Source organism: Streptomyces sp. M2CJ-2, assembly GCF_016757295.1.
Classification (GTDB): Bacteria; Actinomycetota; Actinomycetes; order Streptomycetales; family Streptomycetaceae; genus Streptomyces.
In genome coordinates this window covers 1-20945 of sequence record NZ_JAESIF010000088.1, presented here as the reverse complement: position 1 = coordinate 20945, position 20945 = coordinate 1, and the positions used below count along the sequence as shown (strand labels likewise).

The following is a 20945-nucleotide window of genomic DNA, read 5'->3' as shown; positions in this document are numbered from 1 at the left end:
GCGGCTTCCTCTTCGGCGGCTCCACCGGCACGGTCGTCAGCGGCGCGATGCGCTGGCTGGACGACCACGCCACGCATGGACTCACCGCGGTGGCCATCGCCCCGGATCTCGGCGAGCGCTATCTCGACACCATCTACCAGTCCAATTGGCTGCACGATCTCTACGGCGAGAACACGCTCGACTTTGATGAGACGGCCGCCGGCCCCCGGGCCGCCGACCCCGTGCCCACGCTCCAGGCGAGCCACCCGCCGCATCCGCCCGCAAAGCGGCGACGGCGACGGTGAAGATCGCCGTCCGGTGGGACGGTCCTGGATCAGCGGTCCCACCGAAGTGGGTCCTCGTCCGTGTTCTGGCGATTGCCACCCTCGAGCAGGTGACCAGCGAGAACTGCTGACGAGCGGGGCCGGACCGCCGTCTCAGTTCTGCCCGGCCCCCGCCAAGGCGGTGAGGACGCGTCGGGTCTTGTTCTCGGGGTGCTCGGAGAGCACCACCCCGCGCTCCCGCACCGCGTCCTCCAGCTTCCGCTGCTTGCGCTCGGCCCGCGCCGTGAACTTCTCGACGTCGTCCTCGCCCTTGGGTTTCACCCGGATCGAGACCTCCAGGAAATTCAGGTCGGCAACCGACCACGCCTCCAGGTCCGCCTCCAGGCCGCCAAGTGGAACCTCGTCGACCTTCGTGGAGAGGATCGGTCCCAGGGCGACCAGCCCGTCGAGCCGGACGGCGGGCGCGCAGGCGTGCAGGAACTGGTCCTGCACCACGTCGATCGACGCGCCGGGATCGGCCCCGGGCTTCACCGCGTCCGGCAACGCTCCCGGCGGGTGACCGTGCACCAGAGAGGCGGCCAGCACCCGGCGGTTCCCCGACCAGTCCTCCTCGATCTTGTACGTGAACGGCTCCGCTTCGAACGGGGCGGAGAACCGGCCGACCAGTTGCTCCCGGGTGCACGGACGCAACTTGACGGTCAGGTCGTCCGGGTCCCCGCCGATCCTGAGCCGCACGATCACGCCGCCGTCCAGCAGCGGCATCCGGCCCCCGGCGACGCCGTCCCGGTCCTCGGCAAACCAGATTCGACGTGTCGTCCTCGGGCTGCTCGACCCGCCGAGGGCCGACAGCGCCGCCGTCACGTCACCCTCGATGTTGACCTTGATCTCGATCGGCAACAGGTTCATCGCATCTCTCCCACACGCTTCCTGAACGTTGTCGCGGACATCCCGCAGGTACTGCTGGACGAAGGCGTTGAACGCCGTCTGCCGCTCCTCCTCCGGCTCGGGGGCGCCCCCGTCCGGGTCCTTTCGGAAAGCGACCTCGCCGAGGCCATCCGGCCGCATCTCGTGCGAACCGGAATCTCGTGCGAACCGGAGATGAACGTCTCGTCCGGCGACGGCGTGCGCGTGGCCAGGAAGCTCGTCAGGAAGCGGCGGCGCGTCGTGTCGGACGCCTCGCTGAAGCACTGCTCCTGCTTGACGGCCCACTCGACGATTCGGGCGGCCTCGGCGCCGCCCATCGCTGACTTCGAGCCGGGCGGGCCACTTGCCGGCCACCAGTTGGATGTCACGCCGGATGGGAAACGGCCCCCGGCCGGGCGCTTCTCGAAGTGGAGATGGGAACCGGTGGCATTCCCGGTGGAGTCGACTTCTCCGATCTTCTGACCGGCCCTGACCGGGCCTCCTTTCACGGTCTGCTCGGAGAGGTGGCAGTGCCAGAAGTCGAATCCGCCGGCACGCAGCACGAGGAAGCCGCCGAAGCCGGAGTCGTGTCCGCTGCGGACTATGGAACCGCTGCGCACCACGACACACGGCGTACCGCGCGGAGCGGAGTAGTCCGCGCCGGTGTGGTAACCCAGGCTCCAGTGAGGTCCCTCCTTCCGGTAGGGGGTGGTGGCGTGGTGTCCCGGTATGGGAGATGCGACGCGGGCACCAGGAGCTGTGGTCGTCGCCGTCGGGACGCGGAGCCGGTCCCAGGAGGTCTTGCCCGGAATGCCGTTGGCCTCATCGCCTTTGAACCTGAGCTTGCGCTGCCAAGCGGCGTACGGCTGTTGGTCGACGTCGGTCCACTCCGGACCAGGGCCCGTCCGGTACTTCCCGCATCCTTCCGCCACCAGGCGTTTGCCCATCGCGGTGATCACAGGACTGCGTTGTCCCTTGTGGAGGAATGCCGCTCCTGGGAACGGCGCCAACGCAGGCATGACCTTCCTTCCTTTCAGTAAGGGGCCGGTTCACGATGCGGATTCGCCTGTTGAACGCGTGAGATGTCACCGTACCGGCGCCAGATGTAGTTGATTGCTGCGGCGATGTTCGCCACCGGGTCGTAGATGCGGTCGGACGTGCCCGCCTGGTGGTTCTCGGCGAAGGTATCGGGAATCACCTGGGCGTAGCCGCGCGAGCAGTTGAGCTTGGCGCCGTCCGACTGCACCGGGCCTGTCGCGTTGACGTCGTCCCGGTTCACCGCGTTCGGCTTGAAGGACGACTCGCGGAACGTGAGGGTCAGCAGGTTCGCTCCGTTGCCGACCCCCGTGACCCAACTCCTCGGTGCACCGGTCCTGTCACACGCCTGCTCGGCAAACGTGCGGGCCGTGGCCTCATCGATGGCCACTCCCGAGTTCTTCGAGAAGCGCACGGAACTCTTGGTGATGGCCCCGGGGTGGCGGCAGTCCACGACGAACCCGCATCTGGCACCGAGTTCGGTCAGTGAGGAGCAGCCGGGGAATCCGTCGGCAGCCGAGCCGGTGAGTCCCAGCATGCGCTGCCACGCCGCGTAGGCCGATCTCGTCTGCTCGCCGAAGAATCCGGTGGCCCCCGCAGGGATGTCCACTCCGACTGCGATGAGCGCCGTCTGAGCGGCCTTGACCTCATCGTTGCGCTTGCCGAACCGCACGTTGGAAAGAGCAACCATCGTGCCTCCCGAGCATTGGAGGCCGTAGGGAATGAGCCTGTCGGTCGGCACAGCAACACACCTGCCCGGCAGTTGCGCCCCCTCCCGGGGCCGTGCGCCACTTACCGTCACAGTCACCCCTGGTTCCACCATGCGCCCGATGGGAGCCGCACGCAAACCCGGCACCATGCAGGCACCCGGATCCTCGGATCTGCTGTCGCGGACTCCGCGCCAGGCGAGAGACCCGGGCGATGAGCGTGCCGTGGCGGCTGCCCGGCTCAGCACTCCTCGGGGTGCATGACCAGGGCGGCGTCGCTGTTCTCCCCGCACTCGTACCGACGGCGACAGTCCGGGCACACGTGCGTTGAACGCATGACGAACCGGAACCTCCGGCTCTGGATCCCAAGGTGACTCGAGCAAGTGATCCGCACTGCCGCGAGTGCGGAAAGCCGTTGGAGCGACGGCGCGGTACGCGGGGCTCCCACTGAGATACATGCATGCGTGCCACCGTCGCCGCCCCTGCGCTCCCCCGACCGGCCGCACCGTGCCCCGCACCATTCGGGCCGGAGGGCACGTCGGCCTGCGGGCGGCTTTCGGCCGACGGCCACGGGGCGCCGTGGCTCCCCATGAGGCGCACCATGGAAATGAGCGGGGGTGCGACGCGGCCGACCTCGGCGTCCGTCGGCCGCCCGTGAGGGGTGGTCGCCCCGACGGCCACGACGGCCACGCGGAACCGGCACGGCCTCGCCGCCCCGTCGAACCCCGTCAGGGGCTTTCAATCGAGCTCACCCACAACGCGTTGCTGATCTTCGACGCCGTGCAGGACGGCAGGGGGACGCGCCGCGGGTCGCCGATGTTGTCCGTCGAACACGGCCTCGGGGCGCGGTGAACGTCGGCGGCGCGACCAACCTGCCGGCGCTGCAGCACCTGATGCCAACCGGTGGGCGCTCGGCCCGAATCCGGCGTGGGCGGTGCTCCAGGAATCGGTGCTGGTGATGCGTCATTCGCTCGAGGACCGGGCGATCGAGGTCGTCCTGGATCCGGAACAACGCCTACGACCTGGTCGACGACGACTACTGGATGTGACCGCTACGGCTGTTGCCTCGGTGCGGCGTTCCGGATCCAGGACGACCTGCTCAACCTCACCGGCCACTGCTCGCGGTCCGGCAAGGAGTTCTCCGGGGGCCTGTGGGGATCTGTGGGGAGGCAAACGCACGCTCGTCCTCGTCGAATGCACGCGCCCGCTGCACCGTCGCGCAGCAGGCGCGGGTGGAGCGCTTCCTGGGCGGGACTCGTGCGGAGGCGCTCACGGCGTTCGACGACACTCCTGACTCCGACGACAAGCAGTTCCTTCTCGGCTTGTCGTTCTGCACGGTCGAGCGGGACAGCCAGGTCGTACGGTCAATCCCACTGAATGTCGGACAGGGTCTCCAAGGGGGGCCGGTCGGCGAGGACTTCAGGTACCTGAAGGGTGTCCCCCTTGTGCAGGACGGTTGGGAAGCTGAGCCGGGTGCGGTTCTCGAGCTCGCCGAGGGTGACCTGGAAGACGCGGAACTCATCGAGTTCCAGGCTTTCCAGTTGGTCGAGGTTCTGGGTGAGCAGGAACCCCTTGGTCTTCAGCTTGCCGTGCTCGGTGAAGGCGATGACTTTCCAGAACTCGCGGGGGATCTTCACCCCGCGGAAGGTACGGTCGTCCTCCTGGAACACCGGCCCGCCGAACACACTGACCTTGAGGTCGTCGACCTCCGTGTCGGCGAAGACTGCGTCCTCCAGTTCGCCCCACAGCCCGTTCTTGGAGCTCTGGTTGAAGTCGTCCATCTGCGGAGTGATGTTGGTGTAGAAGAACGAGTCGGTGTTGGCCTTCTTGGCTTCCGGCAGGCTGCCCCACAGCAGATCGGCGCGGCGGGCTATGTGCCCGCGGTCGAGCCGGTTGTTCTCGTACAGTTCGTTGCCCACCTGTGCGGTGGCGGGCAGCCTCGGGTCCTTGACGAACGGGATGTTGTTGCGGCTGAGCTTCTTCAAGGTGCCACCGTTGATGTTCCAGCCCACCCAGAAGGGGAAGCGCCGCTTCTTGCTCAGGGCGAGTGAGAAGTGCGTGTAGGAGACCACCTCGGAACCGTTGAGGCGGACCGCGTCGCGGGCGAGCTCCGCGTCCAACTGTGGGACGTCGATCCGCTCGTCGAGGAAGTCCGGGGCGTATCCGGCGATGGTCCGGATGTCTTCCGGGGCCGGAGGGGTCAGGCTGATCTCGAGCTTCTCGAACACCGAGGTCGGCAGGCACGCCAGTGCGTGCTCGTCCGGATCGCCCGCGGCTTCACCGCCGAAGTGCAGCCCGGCTATGACCGTGCCGGGGCGGCCGCCTTGTGTGAAGAGCCACACCGCGCCGGAGTCACCACCGCTGCTGATCTCCCCGGTCTCGGGCGGGCGGTCGGGGTCAGGGCCTATTTCGAAGCAGCCGATGGCCTTGTTTCCGATCTGGCCGCCGTAGTCGAGCTTGGCGATGGTTTCGATGCGGCGGACTATGCCGTGGGTGACGCCGGTGGTCCGTCCGCTGGTGATGACCTTGTCGTCGAGCTCCGGCTCTCCCAGTTCCCTGGGGGCCACGCCCAGTTCGAAGATCTCCTGGATGAAGGCGCGATCCTCGATGGTGGCGATCGCACAGTCACCGGCCACGCCCAGGTGGGACCTCTTGAGCGTGCCCAGGCGATTGCGGTGAATGCGGTTGTCGTCGTGCGGTCCGGGCTGGACGATCTCCACCCCCAGTTCGCCGTGAGGGCCCTGCAGCACGTGCCAGTTGCTCAGCACATAGGGGGTGCCGTCGGTCTTGTCGTAGACGATGCAGCCGATCGTGCCCGCCGAGACCGTCACCGACCCGACACTCACCCCGGGCTCGATCGGGTCCAGGCGGGTCTTGCGCACCGGGCTCTTGGCCTCGGTGACCCTTCGGAACTGCGGTTTGTAGCTGCGCTCGATGACGTCGGTGGGCACCTCCGTACCGTCCACCGTGATCGTCTCGGGTATCAGCGTGGTGCCCAGTGTCTCCAGCACCTCCGGCTCGGCCTTGTTGTCCACCGTGAACTGCAGCGCGACCTGCCTGCCGCGCCGCCCGCCGGTGAGCTTGCGGCCGACGCCCACGGAGCTGATGTTCGGATCCTCCAGCAGCTCGGGTCCACGGGTGCGGATGTAACGTCGCAGCGAGGAGATCAGTTCCTCCTCGGAGGGCGCCGGCTTCTTGGCCGACGAAGTGCTCTTCTTCTTGGTCTTGGTGGCCATGGCGGGTTCATCCCTTCACCGAAGGAGGCGGCGTCTGTGAGGCACGCCCATGGTCCGGTCGGCGGCCGACAGCGGCTCCTCGGACAACCGCCTTCAACTACGGTAAGCAGTCATTGTTCACGTTCTGTGTACGAGGGTGGCAGCGTTCGATACGTGCCTTGGGCTCAAGCTCTTCGGCGTTCTCGGCGGCAACGTGGCAGCGGAAGACCGCGGGCTCCTCGCTCATGGCCTCATCCCGTGGGCGAGCGCTACGGCCTGGGAGGCGTTCACCCTGCCGAAGCCGTAGTCGTCGTTGTGACCGGCCGTGTCGTACCGGACTCCCGGCCCTCCGATCTTGTCTGCCGATTTGTGCATCACCTCGCGCAGTTGGTCGCGCGTGAGGTGGGCGTTCACCGCCAGCGCCAGTGCCGCGCACCCGGCCGCGCAGGGAGCGGCGAAACTGGTGCCGGTGCTGGTTCCGTAACCACCGCCGGACGTGGTGCTGAGGACGTTGACGCCGGGAGCGATCAGTTCGACCTTCGGTCCGCGTGCCGCGTTGTCCTCCCGGTCCCGGTTGGTCGATCGCACCACGGCGATCACATCCGGATGGGAGACCACTTCGTCCTTGGCGATGTCGACGTTCCTGCCGTTGCTCGCCGCCCAGAAGATCGGCGTTCCCTTGCCCTGACGGCCGTTGGTGGCGGCGAATTCGAGAGCGAGTTCCAGAGTGCTGGTCAGATCCCAGTCCGCGCCGTTCGGGCCCAGGCTGCTGACCAGGATGTCCGCCCCGCTCCCTGGGCCGGCCCCGGGGACTTCCGTCGAAGGATCGGTCGCGTAGGCCACGGCACGGGCGAGCGTCGTCTGCGTACCGACCTGGTCCGGCAGACACGCCAGCGGCATCAGGCTGCATTCGGGGGCCGCACCCGTACCTCCCGCCCCGTTGTTGAGCCGGGCCCCGACCATGCCCGCGCAGAAGGTACCGTGATCGCTGTCGGGCATCCCCGAAGTGCCCTGGACGAAGACCACGCCTTCCACCCCGTCGGTGAAGAATCCCGACAACCGGTCCACCCCGGCGGCGAGGTCCGGGTGCTCCGCGTCAAAGCCGTTGTCGATGACGGCGACTCGGATTCCTGCCCCGAAGGTGCGGTCCCAGGCCGACTCGATGTGGACGTCGGCGTCCGAGGTGCCGCCGTTGGTCCCGGCGTTCCTCCATTGCCACTGCCGCGGATACTGGGCACCGGTGGGCCTGAACCGGGCGGGGACGTGTTCGATGAACGACGGTTCGGCAAAGACGAAACGATCGTTGCCGTGGAGCTCGACAGAGGCCGCGAGGGCGTCCCGCGACGCCGGGGCCCGTACCTCGTACAGGTTCTTCGCGAAACCGAGTCTGTTGACGATGGTCAAGCCGGCGGTCTCGAGCTCGCGCTCGGCTTCGTCCTCCGACAGGGTCGGCTCCAACCGGACGGTCAACGCGTCGGTCGCGATACCTATCCTGCCGTTGGGCCGCCGGATGACCTTGCCCGCCGCCTCCGCACTGGGGATCTCGTCGCCCGCGGTGAATGCCTCGCGGGTCCGCTGGTTCGGCCTGACGAATATCCAACTCGCCCGGGCGAAGGCTTCGGTCGTCTCGTCGTCGATGCCGGCCTCACGTATCTCCCCACGAGCGCTGCTTCCCAGATCCGTCGCTCTTTCGGCGACTCCGTCCCGGGGAGCCGCGCCCATCTTGACCGCGATGACGTCGTCGAGTTCTTCGGCCTCGACGAGATGGCCACGTTGGTAGTACTGACGTGACATCTCTTTCGCCTCTTCACATCGGTGCGGAAGCCCTGGCCGGTGACGACATGGCCCTAGGACCCGCAGCCTGAGGAACGCCCCCTCTTTGTCAGTCTCCTCGCACCCTCATCGCACGGCAACTTCATGCCACGACGCCGAAGGGACGGGCACGGCGGGTCCGTCACCGGTGAGGATCACGGTCAGTCCGGTGACCGACCGGTCCCGCACGGGCGTGGTGAAGCCCAGCTGGGCCAGGTCCGGAAGCAGGGTGGTTTCGGGTCCCGGTGGTTGAGCCCCTTACCCTGGCCGGTCGACGACTGACCAACTCGTGCAGCGGTCTCCAGTGGCCAGGGGTCGCGAATCTGCCGTCCGTGGTGATCGAGCAACTCCTGTTCGGGGTAGGAAGGTTGCGGAACGGATGGCACCGGGCCAGGTCCGGCTTGCGTCCGCGCCGCAGAAGTTGCTGGTTCAACGTGGACCGCTCCTCCATCGCCCGAGCGAGGACGTGCCATCAGCCTCGGCGCCCGACTGCGAAACCTGGCCGAGGTCGCCGCCGACGCGGCAGCCCAGCGGTCCGCCGATACGCATCAACCCGCCCGCAGCAGCGAAATGCGGTCACCACCGACGTCAGGCCTCCTCCTCGGCACGGCCCTCCCCCGCCATGTACCGCCAGACCAGGGCGTGAGCCAGGATGATCAGGCCGATCAGCATGAGAGCCTCGGTCTGGATGGGGCGCAGCCCGACGTGGCGGGCGAGTTCGGGGAAAGCACCGACGACGGCGATCAGGGCGTAGAGCAGTGCGGCGGCGGCCTGCTGCCAGGTGAGGAAGTGGTCGCCGCGGGCACGGGCCAGCAGCCGCAGGGTGCACAAGCAGCCGATCACGGAGAGGGCGATGAAGGCCGCCCGCCAGATCTGCGGCTGCTTGGTGCCGCCGACCTGGGCGAACAGGCCCATCAGAGCGGGCAGCAGGAAGGACAGGTAGATCCCACCTACGACGCGGCGCAGGGCCGGGTCGCGCATCCAGTCGGTATGGCTCTGAACGACGTTCCACCACAAACCGACCAGGGCGAAGCAGGTGGTGGAGAAGAGGGCGTAGAAGGTACTGACATCCATGGACGACGAGGATGACAGCGCTCCCGGCCCCGGCAGGCGCCACACGCCCCGCGGCCCGCCAGCACCGCTGGCACGGCCTAGCCTCGCGCTTTCATGAAGCGGGCTGCCCGAGCAAGCATGCAAGGACGACTCGCCTCCCGGCCACCGGTTGGGGCACCTCGGCTCCGAAACCGCCACCGGCCGGGCGCTTTTCGAATTCGCAGGCCCTCGCCGGGCACCGACGTACCACTGCGAGCCGTTTCCTGAATCCGAGAGACCGCACCACTGTTGCAGTAGGCCACCGAGGGCTCGCCGTCCACGTTCGAGTTGCAGTCACGCAGGGCGAGCGATCAAGCTGTAAATATGAGATTTGTTTCCCGTCGGACGGAAGCACATCCGGAAAGTGGAGAGCGGGACGTAGCCGCACGAGGGAGACGCGGCTCCTGGCGACATCGCGCCTGCGCGCATGTCGCGGTGCTTCAGGCGCAGCTCGACAGAGTCGAAGCAGGCCGACTCGCTCCCCCCGAGATGAAGTTGGCACGCAAGGCCCACGCCATTCTGGATGCGGCGCGAAATGCTGCCGAAGATCGACGACCAACCCTGAGCGGCGCGTCTTCAAAAGATCGAGTGCTCTCGAACATCCATGAAGCCGAACTGATACTTCTGCAGTTAGCGCCCGACAGTGAAATCCGCTGGCGAGGGCCGGTTGTGCTTGCCCAAGGGGTGCAGCATTTGGGCGAGAACGATCCGCGCCTGAAGGTACTGTCGGAGCACCTTCGCAACAATAACAACATCCTGGGGAATGAATTCAGAGAGTTGGCGGTCAATGTATTGCATGCCGCCAATCATGTCGAGGAATCCGAGATAGCGCGGGTCCGCAGCTTCCGAAATGTTGTAGTGTACTCGTTCCTTGCCATGTCAGCCATCGCCGCATTGCTTATACTTTCAGGGTACCTGCATCCTGACGGCGTGCCGAATCTGCTCTGTTTTGATCCGCCGGCTCCCACTCCGAGCAATCCACTGGCGACGAAGCGCGTCTGCCCCGCGGGCGGGAGTGCGGACGGCGATGACGGCTTGCTGGTCGGGTCACTCGGCATGTGCGCAGCCGCAATGGCTGGAGCGGTTTCCATTCGCCACATGCAGGGTACGCTCACACCGTACATGGTGCCGCTGAGCTTGCTGGCCCTGCGCCTTCCAGTCGGTGTCCTGTCCGCTCTCCTTGGCCTGATATTGATCCACGGTAAATTCATTCCGGGCCTCTCAGCATTGGACACTCAGGCGCAAATAGCCGCCTGGGCCATAGCATTTGGCGTAGCCCAGGAAACATTGACACGAATGATCGATCGACAGGGTAATGCCGTCATGGAGAATGTCCGAGGATCGTGGAGGTCGTTCGATTCGCCACCGCCACGGCCGGAGGACGTCCCGAGGGCCGAAGCACCCGTCCCCTCCTTGCCGAGTGCCGACAGAAGGCCCTGGCCGTTCCGTAACCGGCCCTGACATGCGGAGAGCTCAACGAACTCGGCGGGACTCCTCGGACCTTCGGGACAGACCGAAGTGGCGACAGCAGGCCGATGGGGGCCGTCCCGCCGGCCACGTACAGCATGTCGCCGCATAATGCATGAAATCGGGGGGCCAGGTCGACAACGGCCTACGCGTGAGCTGCGGAGTCGGCTCGTTGGCCTTGTGGCTCGGATGGAACCGCAAGGGGCCCGCCACGGCGTCCGGCTCACCATCGACGACGCCGAACTGCACCGATCGCCCGACCCCTTGGTCTCCGGGCGGGGCAGTGATCTGTCGGTCACACCCGTGTCGCCGGCCGAGTCGTACCGGGACGGCCGGGGTTCGCGTTCGCGTTCGGTGGCTTGTGCCGCGCCACGGCGAAGCCGAGCAGTGGGTCGGTCACTGTCCGGCTACCGCACCATGTCACCATCGATCCCGTACTGAACACGTGTGCACTCACAGTGCGTTGACTCATGGGGGAATCGATGGTCCGCAATCGGCATCGTCGGACTCTTGTCGTGCTGAGCAGCCTCGGCATGCTGCTGGGAGCGGCTCAGCCGTCATCCGCGGGAACACCGGACGAGCGGCCTTGCGTCGTCGACGGGGCGTCCGCCATGCCCGACTGGACGTGGACCAGCGCGACCACCGTGGAGCGGCAACTGACCATGGACAGCGATGCGGACGACCGTGCCGAGCCGCTGATGGCATCGATCCAGCCACGGATCGACCCTGCCGCGTACGCGGACGGCGAGCCCGGAGAGGCGCTGTTGCGTCCCGTCGGACCGCTGGGACACCTGGGGCCACTCGGTCCCTGGGGACCGCTCGGCCGGTACGGGCCCCTCGGAGAGGCGAGTGCGTACTGGGAGACGCAACTCGATCACCTGCGGCACCACCCGTTCTTCGCATCGCTGCTCGACACATGGGGCATCCTCGCTCAACCGGTCCTGGGCGAGACCGGACCGCTCGGCCCGGCCGGTCCGGTCGGCCAGGAGGCCTACTGCGAGAACCTGCCCGCGCTCAACGAAATCTCCGGGCAACTCCAGGCCGGCGGTGTGTACGGACCTCTCGGGCCCGCCGGTCCCCTGGGCGTCTACGGCCCGCTCGGTCCGCTCGGGCCCCGCGGGCCCATGGGCGTCCTCCTCGATCCGGCCGACGGCCGCTACTACGACAACGGGAAGCTGGTCACCAAGGTCGAGGGTGCGGCGCCCTGGGGCAGCGGACAGCGGCGCATGTACGAGCTCGTCGAGACGTACCCCCGCGGCCGCGCCCACGCCGCCGATGTCGCCCTCGACACATCGTTCATGGCCACTGACGTCACGACGCCCGGTCGGCCGACCGAGTACACCATGACGTCGGCCGAGGACCAGTTCGTCACGGTCACGGTGGTACCGGACCGGGGCTTCGCCGACTTGTCCTGCATGTTCAACGCCTACGGTTTCAACCCGTGCGGTGTCTATCCCGCCCTGGCGGCCTTCCCCAACGGAGCGGCCGTCGACACCGAGGACATCCTGATTCGCAACGTCTTCCATCTGCCCGCGAGCTGGAAGTCGCCGCAGGAGATCGCCGACCGCTACACGGTGGAACTTCTCGACGGTGCCGGCAACGTGGTGGCCGAGTCGAGGGCAAGCCGGTATGTCAATTGGCTTCAGATCAAGGTGCCCGCCGGCTCGGAGCTGACGGCGCGCGTCACCCTGAACTCGACCTGGGACGAGGAGCAGACGACAGCGGAGTACCACCTCGCCGTCACCGGCTCCACGGAGTGGGTCGGTTCCGTCGGGTTCTCAGGAGCGCACCAGGCAGGCCCGGGCCCCCTGTGAACGGCGCGGCGGAGCATCAACCACCTCACCGAGGTCTCCAGTCGAAGCGATGACCTCGGGATGTGTCGCCGGGCTCGGAGCACCGTTCGCCCACTCGAGAGACCCTGCCCTCATCATCCGTTCGTCAGGTTGACGCGTGAGGGCCGCAGCGACGGCGGAACACCGCGCGGTACTCCCTCGGACTCCGGCCCGTGTGTCTGGCGAAGATGCCGCTGAACGCCCCGGGGTCGCGGTACCCGACGTCGGCGGCGATGCGGGCGACGGTCCTGTCCGTCGTCTCCAGCAGGTGTGCGGCTCGACGCACCCGGGCCGCCTGCAGGTACGCGAGTGGCGTCTCGCCGGCTTCGTCGCCGAAGCGCCGGAGCATGGTTCTTGTGCTGACGTGGAACTTCTGGGCGAGGGCGGCCAGGTCATAGCGGGCGCTGAGGTTCTGGTCGAGCCACCGCTTGACGCTGAGCGAGAACTCCCTGCCCACCGTGGGGATGAGCTTCGGATCGACATAGGGGGCCTGCGTGGAACGTGCGTCGTCGACAAGAGCGATACGCGCGGTGCTACGGGCGACGCGGGGGCCGTCGTGCTCGCGGATGAACTGCAGCGCGAAGTCGTACATGGCGCTGAAGGCCGCCGTGGTCGTCACCCCTCGGTCGGTCACGACCAAGCTCTCCGGGCGGAGGCGCACGTCGGCGTACCGGTCGGCGAACCGATCCGCGAACAACCAGGACGTGGTCGCTTCGCGCCCGTCGAGCAGCCCGGCTTCGGCGACCAGGAAGGCGCCCACGCAGATCGATACGACAGCGGTCCCGGAAGCCGCCTGCGAGCGGATCGACGCTATTTCCGGTCCCAGGCGTGCGAGTGTCGCGTCGAGGTCGACCGTGGGCGAAAGCTCGAAGCCCGGCACGATCAGGACGTCCACCGGGCGAATCGCCGAGACGTCGAGGGCCGAGCCGCCGGACGCGACCACCCGCCGCCGGGGCGAGACGACCGACGCCTCGTAGGCGGGCTGAAGCGACCCTTGCGCCGCGGCGACGTGAGTTGCCACGGCCAGGAGGTCGGGGACTCCGAACACCTCCGACGCGAAGCAGCCGGGGTAGGCCAGCACACCGACTCGCAGCGGACTCATGCGGCTCCTCCGGCGCTCTTGAACGGGTGGCGATATTACCGGGATACGTGGCGATGCCGCCGCTTCTCAGGAGGGCCGCCACTCATCACCATCTAGGTCATGACAATCATGCGAGGACAGAGCGACGCCTTGGACGACTTCTCTCGGAGAGCCGTCAGCGTCGATGACGTCGACAAGACCGTGTACGTCGCCGGGTCAGGACCAGCGGTCATCATCATGCCCGAGATGCCGGGTATCAGCCCCGACGTCGCACGGTTCGCGCGCTGGGTGCGGGATGCCGGCTTCTCCGTGTACCTGCCCTCTCTTTTCGGCGTCGACGGTGCCTATCCGCTCGCCGAGGCAGGCGAGACCATCATTCGACGCGCGTGCGTCAGCGCCGAGTTCCGAGCGTTTGCCGGTGGTGGCACCAGCCCCGTCGTGACATGGCTGCGCGGCCTCGCTCGCCTGGCGCACACCGAGCGTGGCGGGCCCGGCGTCGGCGCCGTCGGTCTGTGTTTCACCGGCAACTTCGCCCTGACCATGGCGCTGGAACCGTCCGTCATCGCACCAGTGGTCAACCATCCGTCGCTTCCGCTCGACGACCCCGGCGGTCTGGAGATCAGCGACGCAGACGCAGCCGCCGTCGCTGAACGCGTAGCGCGCGACGGGTTGAAGGTCCTCGCCTACCGCTTCGACAACGACAGATGGTGCACCGGCCAGCGGTTCGCGGCTTACCGAGCGCTGCTCGGGGAAGCGTTCGACGGCCGCGTGCTCAAAGCCGAGACCGCGAACACGAACCCCCCGCCCTTCTTCCGTGACGTCGTCGGTTGCGCCCACAGCGTCGTCACGGCTCACCTCGTCGACCAGGACGGCCACCCCACCCTGCAGGCTCGGAACGAGATCATCGCTTTCCTGGCCGAGCGGCTCGGCACGCAGGTGGAATGAGCCCGGCCACCGGTTCGCCGGAGGGACTCGGACCGATCACGCCACCTGCCGCACCCCGCACGGATCACGCGGGGTGCGGGGGCCGGAAGCACCTGGCGTCCATCGCTCCCGTGGCGCATCCCGTACAACCACATACAGGAAATCCGGATTGTGGTGACGGGAACCATTGAATTATTTGGGACAGGGCAGTTCGAGAACAGTTGGCGAGAATGGAATGTGATGCAGCCCATTCCCTGGATTCCCATTGCATGCGCCGACCCCCGGTAAACTCCTCACCGGAGCCACAGGCTCTGATCACATGTCGTCCGAGGAGGGGGAGAGGAATGAGTATTCGACGGTTATGGAGTTGCGTCGCTCTGGGAGTGCTCGCACTCGGTGCCGCTGCGGCACCTGCGGCGGCCGCACCATTGGCACCGAGCACGGTGGGTGATGTGTGCGGCGCGGGTTACGTATACGTCCACGCGGAGCCCGTGGTGCGTTCCGGCAGTTTCCTGCCGGCGGGAACCGTGTATGTGGAATACAATCCGTACACCCGCTCGTTCTGCGGTTTCGCAGTGAAATCCCGATGGGTGGGCGTGGCGACGGACATGCATGTCGCCACGGTGGGGGCGTCCGGCACGGCCGAAAAGGGCAATTCGCTGTCCGGCCCGAGCCTGTACGCGATCGGCCCGTCCCGTGAGACGGCGTGGAAGTACGACGGCCAGGACTGCATTTTGTTCGGGGCGAGCATTTCCGATCCGGAGGGGAACCAGTACTTCCACCAGTCGGCCAATGCCGCGATCGGATACACACGGTTGTGCGTCTGAAATCGCCCGGCGTTCATCCGGTCGTCCAGACACTCTTAGCCTGACCGCGGGAAAATCCCTCACGTGGGGGTTTCGTACATCGGGACGGACGGTTAAAAGTTCCGCTCGAACCCGGACGAACTCCGGGCACCCGAGGTCTCGGTCATCGCCGACTGTGTCGAGGCCCGACCGGCGGGGCCGGCCGCTTCACGGCCGGCCCCGCCTGCGCGAGCGGTACGGCGAGGGGAAGACCGGAAGGCGGGACGTCAGCACGCCGGGCGTTGACGGTCCGGCTCCAGTGAGAGGGTGCCGTCCGGTTCGAGGACCAGGTGCACGGGAGCGCTGACACGGTCGAGGGTCGCGTGCATCCAGGCGGCGTCCCGGCGCGAGGCCGGCTCCAGCCGCATACGCCGGGAACACAGGGGCATCATGCGCAGGCCCAGGAACCGGCCGGTGTCCGCCGCCACCGTGACGAAGTAGGCGAGCCGGAGGTCGTCGCGGTACTCCTCGTACCCGCTGATGCCCTCGTAGTCGTCGATGAAGTCGCCGCAGCCGTACAGCACCAGCCTCTGCCGGTACACCTCGATGGGGCGGGGGTGGTGCGAGGAGTGCCCGTGGACGAGGGCGGCGCCGCCGTCCACCAGGGCGTGCGCGAAACGGATCTGTTCGCGGGGGACGTGGTAGCCCCAGTTGGATCCCCAGTGCACGGACACGACCACGGTGTCGCCCGCACGTTTCACCCGCTGCACACGCTCCACCACCGCGGCGGCCGTGCCGGTCGACAGATCGGGGAGATGGGCGACGCCGGAGCGGGCCGCGGTCGCCGCCCAGCCGGACGGGACACCGCTGGAACTCGCCCCCAGCGCGAGGACGAGGACACGGCCGCCGGTTCCGACGGGGACGACTGCCGGCCGGTACGCCTCGTCGGCACTTTGCCCGGCGCCCGCCACCCGCAGGCCCGAGCGGTCGAGCGTCTCCAGCGTCTCCGCCAGGCCCGCCCGGCCGAAGTCCAGCACATGGTTGTTGGCCAGGACGCAGACGTCGGGCCGGGCCACCGTCAGGGCGGACACGTTGGCTGGATGCATGCGGTAGTGAACCGCCTTGCCGGGGGCGAACGCGTCACTGCGCGTGATGGAGGTCTCGAGGTTGACGATCCGTACGTCCGGGGCGGCCCCGTCCAGCAGTCGGAGTGCCTCACCCCACGGCCAGGACGGGGGCACGGGGGCCGGGACCGGCCCATTGACCGACTCGGCCATACGGACGTAGGTGCGGGCGTCCGCGACACAGGTCTCCCGCAGCACCGGATCGCCGGGGCGGGCCAGGATCTGGTCGACGCCGCGGCCGAGCATCACATCGCCGCACACGAACAGCGTCACCACGTCGCTGCGCATACCCCAACGGTAAACGCGCGCCTGCCGAGGTGGGCCGGGCCCGGCCTCGGGCGGGCCCTCCTCCGGGCTCGCCCGCGAGAGCCAAAAAACCGGACGCCGATGTCGAGAACCCCTGACCTGTTACGTCCCCTCAGTGAACGCGCCCACAATGGGGCGCACCAGTACCGAGGAGAAACACGATGGCCAAGTATTTGCTGCTCAAGCACTACCGCGGTGCTCCGGCTCCGGTCAACGACGTGCCCATGGACCGGTGGACGCCACAGGAGATCTCGGCCCACGTGCAGTACATGAACGACTTCGCGGCCCGGCTCGAGAAGACCGGCGAGTTCGTCGACAGCCAGGCGCTCGCCCCCGAGGGGACATTCGTCCGGTACGACGGGGAGGGGCGCCCTCCGGTCACCGACGGCCCGTTCGCCGAGACCAAGGACCTCATCGCCGGCTGGATGGTCATCGACGTCGACACCTACGAACGTGCCCTCGAGCTGGCCGGGGAACTGTCGGCCGCCCCCGGGGCAGGCGGGAAGCCGATCCACGAGTGGCTCGAGGTACGCCCGTTCCTGGCCGCTCCGCCCACCATCACGGAGTGACCTCGTCCATGGACGAGGCCCTGCTCCGGAGCCTCGCGCCGAGCGTGCTCGGAATCCTCGTCCGCCGCGGAGCCGACTTCGCGGCGGCCGAGGACGCCGTGCAGGACGCGCTGGTCGAGGCGCTCCGCGTCTGGCCGACCAACCCCCCGCGGGATGCGAAGGGCTGGCTGGTCACCGTGGCCTGGCGCCGGTTCCTCGACGCGAGGCGGGCGGACGCCGCCCGCCGCCGGCGTGAGGACCTCGTCGACGAGGAGCCGGCGCCCGGGCCCGTGTCCGCGGTGGACGACACCCTCCAGCTCTACTTCCTGTGCGCCCACCCGTCGCTGACGCCCTCGTCCGCCGTCGCGCTCACGCTGCGCGCCGTCGGCGGGCTGACCACCCGCCAGATCGCCCAGGCCTATTTGGTGCCTGAGGCGACCATGGCGCAACGGATCAGTCGGGCCAAGCGCACCGTGGCCGACAGTGGGGTCTCCCCTGCTCATGGGGGTCCCTCCGCTCGAGCGAAGCCGAGAGTGGGGGAAAAGCCGAGAGCTCGGGGAAGGTTCGACCAGCCCGGCGACGTCACGACCGTGCTGCGCGTCCTCTACCTGGTCTTCAACGAGGGCTACTCCGGCGACGTCGACCTCGCCGCCGAGGCCATCCGGCTCACCCGGCAGCTCGCGGCCGCCATCGACCACCCCGAGGCGGCGGGGCTGCTCGCACTCATGCTGCTCCACCACGCCCGGCGCGCCGCCCGGACCGCGCCCGACGGCAGCCTGGTGCCGCTCACCGAACAGGACCGTGGCCGATGGGACACCGCGCTGATCGCGGAGGGCGTCGAGATCCTTCAGGCGGCTCTCGCCCGCGACCGGCTGGGCGAGTTCCAGGCCCAGGCCGCCATCGCGGCACTCCACGCCGACGCGCCCACCGCCGAGGAGACCGACTGGGTGCAGATCGTCGAGTGGTACGACGAGCTCACGCGCCTGACCGGCAGCCCGGTCGTCCGGCTCAACCGAGCGGTGGCCGTCGGCGAGGCCGACGGACCGCGCGCCGGACTGGCGGCGCTCGCGGAACTGGACGCCTCACTGCCCCGCCACACCGCGGTGGCGGCGTACCTCCACGAACGCGACGGCGACCTGGCGACGGCGGCCCGGCTGTACGCCGAGGCGGCCCGAAAGGCACCCGACCTCGCCGAGCGCGACCACCTGATACGTCAGGCGGCCCGGCTCAACACCCGGCGGCGCCCCTGACGGGCCGCGCTTTCGGATCTTCCCCCTGCATGTGGCCCGGCCCCGTGGCCGGGGCGGTCGCCTCGACGTGAGCAGGCGCCCTCATCGAGGGGCAAGGGGCGTGCCGGGCGTGTTCACTGCTCGGGGTGGCCCTCGAGGAGGCGTCGCAGTGAGGGGAGCAACGCGTCGATGTCCTGTCCGCTCCGGAAGGCGACGACCGTGGTGCCGCCGGCGTCCGTCTCCGGGCGGGACTGCGGACCCGGGAACAGGGCTAGCACCTCGCGCATCGCGGCGTCGACCTCCCCGACGGGGTCCGGGGACTCACCCCGGAGCCATCGGCGCAGCACGTGGTTGTGGGCCGCGACCACGGACGCGGCCATGAGCTCGGATCTGAGTGAGGCCGACTCGCTGGAGTCTCCCAGCCAGTTCGAGATGAACTCTCGGAACAGGCGCTGGTAGCGGGCCACACTGGCGATCTCGCGGTCGCGGAGCGCAGCGACCTTGCTGGTGAGCCGGTACCGCCGGCGGGCGAGGTCGCCTTCGTCGAGGTAGTGCAGCAGCACCAGGCGGACCGCGTCGGAGACGGCGGCCAGGGCGGTCTCGTGGCTGGAGGTGGCCAGGCGGTCCTTGATCTGATCGAGCATCCGGTCGTGGTCGGGGAAGATGACGTCTTCCTTCGCCGGGTAGTACCGGAAGAAGGTGGTGCGGCCCACACCGGCGCGTTCGGCGATGTCATCGACGGTGGTCTGCTCGTATCCGCGCTCGTCGAACAGGGCGAAGGCGGCCTCCGAGAGCCGGATCCGCGCGGCTGGCTTGCTCATGATCACCCATCATCCCCTGTCTCGTCCTTCGGCGGCCACTTGCCCAATGGAATGGTACTGCGTACCGTTCCAAAGAGATGGAGTACCACAGGAGGTCACCGTGGGTTCTCTCGCACACAGCGAGTCCGGGCTGCCGATCCAGCCGGTCTACGACGCCGGGACACCGGCGGACTTCGACGCGGACACCAAGCTGGGCGCACCGGGGCGGTTCCCGTTCACCCGGGGCGTGTACCCGTCGATGTACACCGGTCGGCCGTGGACGATGCGGCAGTACGCCGGCTTCGGCACCGCGAAGGAGTCCAACGAGCGCTATCACGAGCTGGTCGGCGCCGGCACCGGGGGCCTGAGCGTGGCCTTCGACCTGCCGACCCAGATGGGCTACGACTCCGACGAGGCCATCGCCCAGGGCGAGGTCGGCAAGGTCGGTGTGGCGATCGACTCGATCCAGGACATGCGCACGCTGTTCCGAGGTCTGCCGCTCGACAAGGTGTCGACGTCGATGACGATCAACGCACCGGCCTCGACACTCCTCCTGCTGTACCAGCTGGTCGCCGCCGAGCAGGGGGTCCCGGGCAACCTGCTGACCGGAACGATCCAGAACGACGTGCTCAAGGAGTACATCGCCCGCGGCACCTACATCTTCCCGCCGAAACAGTCCCTGCGGCTGATCAGCGACACCTTCGCCTACTGCCACCGAGAGCTGCCGCGCTGGAACACGATCTCCATCTCCGGCTACCACATGGCCGAGGCCGGGGCCACGCCCGCGCAGGAGATCGCGTTCACCCTCGCCAACGCCAAGGAGTACGTGCGCGCCGCGCTCGCCGCAGGCCTGGACGTCGACGACTTCGCTCCGCGCCTGTCCTTCTTCTTCGTCGCCCGCACCACGCTGCTGGAGGAGATCGCGAAGTTCCGCGCCGCCCGCCGTATCTGGGCCCGCGTCATGCGCGAGGAGTTCGGCGCCCAAAATCCGAAGTCACAGATGCTGCGCTTCCACACGCAGACCGCCGGTGTGCAGCTGACGGCCCAGCAGCCGGAAGTCAACCTGGTCCGGGTCGCACTGCAGGGTCTGGGAGCGGTCCTGGGCGGGACTCAGTCCCTGCACACCAACTCCTACGACGAGGCCATCGCCCTGCCCACCCAGAAGGCAGCGCGACTGGCCCTGCGCACCCAGCAGGTCATCGCCTACGAAACCGACGTGACCAAGACCGTCGACCCCTTCGCCGGTTCCTACTTCATGGAGTCGATGACCGACGAACTCGAGGCGGCGGTCCTGGAGTTGATGCAGGCCGTCGAAGACCGCGGCGGTGCCGTCGCGGCCATCGAGCAGGGCTTCCAGAAGTCCGAGATCGAACGCTCCGCCTACCTGATCGCTCAGGAGATCGACAACAAGGAACGCACCGTGGTCGGCGTCAACACGTTCGTCCTGGACGAGGAAGAACCGTACGAGCCGCTGCGCGTGGACCCCCAGATCGAGTTCGACCAGCAAGAACGCCTCGCCGCCCTGCGCAGGGACCGCGACAACGACGCCCTCGAACGCGCCCTCGACGCCCTGCGCACCGCCGCCCAGGGCACCGAGAACGTGCTCCCCGCGATACGCGAGGCCCTGCGGGGGCACGCCACGGTCGGTGAGGTCTCCCACGCGCTGCGCGACGTCTGGGGCGTGCACGTCCCCCACGACACCTTCTGACCAGTGAGCCCCGGAGTGGAGCAACCAGTGAACGACATCGACATGCGTACGACCGCGGGGAAGCTCGCGGACCTGCAGCAACGGATCCACCAGGCGACGCACGCCGGTTCGGAA

The 20945-nt window shown here is 68.1% G+C and carries 15 protein-coding genes and 4 pseudogenes; 9 read left to right on the top strand and 10 right to left on the bottom strand.

The window, feature by feature from the left end:
• Positions 1 to 284 (top strand): annotated as a pseudogene (locus tag JL475_RS34375) (2,3-diaminopropionate biosynthesis protein SbnA); the annotation flags it as partial.
• 132 nt (positions 285 to 416) lie between these two features.
• Here the strand turns inward: JL475_RS34375 and JL475_RS34370 are convergent.
• From JL475_RS34370 to JL475_RS34345, 7 genes and pseudogenes are all read right to left on the bottom strand, one after another.
• On the bottom strand, positions 417 to 1169 hold the full coding sequence (locus JL475_RS34370) for a hypothetical protein (RefSeq protein ID WP_202282133.1): 753 nt from the start codon (positions 1167 to 1169) through the stop codon (positions 417 to 419).
• Positions 1166 to 1825, bottom strand: a pseudogene (locus JL475_RS34365) (M23 family metallopeptidase); the annotation flags it as partial. The pseudogene JL475_RS34365 and the gene JL475_RS34370, both read right to left, overlap by 4 nt.
• Positions 1826 to 1939: 114 nt before the next feature.
• Positions 1940 to 2170: pseudogene (locus JL475_RS40655) on the bottom strand (peptidoglycan-binding protein); the annotation flags it as partial.
• Positions 2171 to 2199: 29 nt separating this feature from the next.
• Positions 2200 to 2892, bottom strand: coding sequence for a transglycosylase SLT domain-containing protein (locus JL475_RS34360; protein WP_237409094.1), 693 nt, complete (start codon positions 2890 to 2892; stop codon positions 2200 to 2202).
• A 1380-nt stretch (positions 2893 to 4272) separates the two neighbouring features.
• Positions 4273 to 6144 carry a DNA/RNA non-specific endonuclease gene (locus tag JL475_RS34355; RefSeq protein ID WP_202282131.1) on the bottom strand — a complete coding sequence of 624 codons (1872 nt, stop codon included), beginning with the start codon at positions 6142 to 6144 and terminating at the stop codon, positions 4273 to 4275.
• 222 nt (positions 6145 to 6366) lie between these two features.
• Positions 6367 to 7917 carry a S8 family serine peptidase gene (locus JL475_RS34350; RefSeq protein WP_202282130.1) on the bottom strand — a complete coding sequence of 517 codons (1551 nt, stop codon included), beginning with the start codon at positions 7915 to 7917 and terminating at the stop codon, positions 6367 to 6369.
• 606 nt (positions 7918 to 8523) lie between these two features.
• Positions 8524 to 9009, bottom strand: a complete 486-nt coding sequence (locus tag JL475_RS34345) for a hypothetical protein (RefSeq protein ID WP_202282129.1) — start codon at positions 9007 to 9009, stop codon at positions 8524 to 8526.
• A 453-nt stretch (positions 9010 to 9462) separates the two neighbouring features.
• Here JL475_RS34345 and JL475_RS34340 point away from each other — a divergent pair, with 453 nt between their 5' ends.
• The 3 genes and pseudogenes from JL475_RS34340 (at position 9463) to JL475_RS34335 (ending at position 12308) form a co-directional block, all read left to right on the top strand.
• Entirely contained in the window at positions 9463 to 10488 is a 1026-nt protein-coding gene (locus JL475_RS34340; RefSeq protein ID WP_202282128.1) for a hypothetical protein, read from the top strand.
• A gap of 207 nt (positions 10489 to 10695) precedes the next feature.
• A pseudogene (locus tag JL475_RS41585) lies at positions 10696 to 10794 on the top strand (urease accessory protein UreD); the annotation flags it as partial.
• A 215-nt stretch (positions 10795 to 11009) separates the two neighbouring features.
• A complete protein-coding gene (locus JL475_RS34335; protein ID WP_202282127.1) occupies positions 11010 to 12308 on the top strand; it encodes a hypothetical protein in 1299 nt (432 codons plus the stop codon).
• Between the two features lie 124 nt (positions 12309 to 12432).
• Here the strand turns inward: JL475_RS34335 and JL475_RS34330 are convergent, their stop codons facing one another.
• Positions 12433 to 13428: a GlxA family transcriptional regulator gene (locus JL475_RS34330; protein WP_202282126.1), complete on the bottom strand. Its 996-nt coding sequence runs from the start codon at positions 13426 to 13428 to the stop codon at positions 12433 to 12435.
• A 99-nt stretch (positions 13429 to 13527) separates the two neighbouring features.
• Between JL475_RS34330 and JL475_RS34325 the strand changes: the two genes are divergently transcribed.
• Positions 13528 to 14352 carry a dienelactone hydrolase family protein gene (locus JL475_RS34325; RefSeq protein ID WP_307825249.1) on the top strand — a complete coding sequence of 275 codons (825 nt, stop codon included), beginning with the start codon at positions 13528 to 13530 and terminating at the stop codon, positions 14350 to 14352.
• A 473-nt stretch (positions 14353 to 14825) separates the two neighbouring features.
• Entirely contained in the window at positions 14826 to 15158 is a 333-nt protein-coding gene (locus tag JL475_RS34320; RefSeq protein WP_202282125.1) for a hypothetical protein, read from the top strand.
• Between the two features lie 245 nt (positions 15159 to 15403).
• On the opposite strand, the gene JL475_RS34315 is transcribed toward JL475_RS34320, so the two are convergent.
• The gene (locus JL475_RS34315) at positions 15404 to 16528 is read right to left on the bottom strand and encodes a CapA family protein (protein ID WP_202282124.1); all 1125 of its coding nucleotides are present in this window, start codon (positions 16526 to 16528) and stop codon (positions 15404 to 15406) included.
• Between the two features lie 179 nt (positions 16529 to 16707).
• Here JL475_RS34315 and JL475_RS34310 point away from each other — a divergent pair, with 179 nt between their 5' ends.
• Together JL475_RS34310 and JL475_RS34305 are read left to right on the top strand one after the other, a co-directional pair.
• Positions 16708 to 17115, top strand: coding sequence for a YciI family protein (locus tag JL475_RS34310; protein WP_202282123.1), 408 nt, complete (start codon positions 16708 to 16710; stop codon positions 17113 to 17115).
• A gap of 8 nt (positions 17116 to 17123) precedes the next feature.
• Entirely contained in the window at positions 17124 to 18344 is a 1221-nt protein-coding gene (locus JL475_RS34305) for an RNA polymerase sigma factor (RefSeq protein ID WP_202282134.1), read from the top strand.
• Between the two features lie 113 nt (positions 18345 to 18457).
• Here JL475_RS34305 and JL475_RS34300 read toward each other — a convergent pair whose 3' ends face one another.
• Entirely contained in the window at positions 18458 to 19144 is a 687-nt protein-coding gene (locus JL475_RS34300) for a TetR family transcriptional regulator (RefSeq protein WP_202282122.1), read from the bottom strand.
• Between the two features lie 100 nt (positions 19145 to 19244).
• On the opposite strand from JL475_RS34300, the gene JL475_RS34295 reads away from it, so the two are divergent.
• Positions 19245 to 20831, top strand: a complete 1587-nt coding sequence (locus JL475_RS34295; protein ID WP_202282121.1) for a methylmalonyl-CoA mutase family protein — start codon at positions 19245 to 19247, stop codon at positions 20829 to 20831.
• Positions 20832 to 20945: the final 114 nt, after the last annotated feature.

Excerpts from the sequence above, each read along its gene's own strand:
- JL475_RS34325 (WP_307825249.1), top strand. The coding sequence starts at position 13,528 with ATGACAATCATGCGAGGACAGAGCGACGCCTTGGACGACTTCTCTCGG.
- JL475_RS34315 (WP_202282124.1), bottom strand. The coding sequence starts at position 16,528 with ATGCGCAGCGACGTGGTGACGCTGTTCGTGTGCGGCGATGTGATGCTC.
- JL475_RS34345 (WP_202282129.1), bottom strand. The coding sequence starts at position 9,009 with ATGGATGTCAGTACCTTCTACGCCCTCTTCTCCACCACCTGCTTCGCC.
- JL475_RS34300 (WP_202282122.1), bottom strand. The coding sequence starts at position 19,144 with ATGAGCAAGCCAGCCGCGCGGATCCGGCTCTCGGAGGCCGCCTTCGCC.
- JL475_RS34370 (WP_202282133.1), bottom strand. The coding sequence starts at position 1,169 with ATGAACCTGTTGCCGATCGAGATCAAGGTCAACATCGAGGGTGACGTG.
- JL475_RS34355 (WP_202282131.1), bottom strand. The coding sequence starts at position 6,144 with ATGGCCACCAAGACCAAGAAGAAGAGCACTTCGTCGGCCAAGAAGCCG.
- JL475_RS34330 (WP_202282126.1), bottom strand. The coding sequence starts at position 13,428 with ATGAGTCCGCTGCGAGTCGGTGTGCTGGCCTACCCCGGCTGCTTCGCG.
- JL475_RS34350 (WP_202282130.1), bottom strand. The coding sequence starts at position 7,917 with ATGTCACGTCAGTACTACCAACGTGGCCATCTCGTCGAGGCCGAAGAA.
- JL475_RS34305 (WP_202282134.1), top strand. The coding sequence starts at position 17,124 with ATGGACGAGGCCCTGCTCCGGAGCCTCGCGCCGAGCGTGCTCGGAATC.
- JL475_RS34360 (WP_237409094.1), bottom strand. The coding sequence starts at position 2,892 with ATGGTTGCTCTTTCCAACGTGCGGTTCGGCAAGCGCAACGATGAGGTC.
- JL475_RS34310 (WP_202282123.1), top strand. The coding sequence starts at position 16,708 with ATGGCCAAGTATTTGCTGCTCAAGCACTACCGCGGTGCTCCGGCTCCG.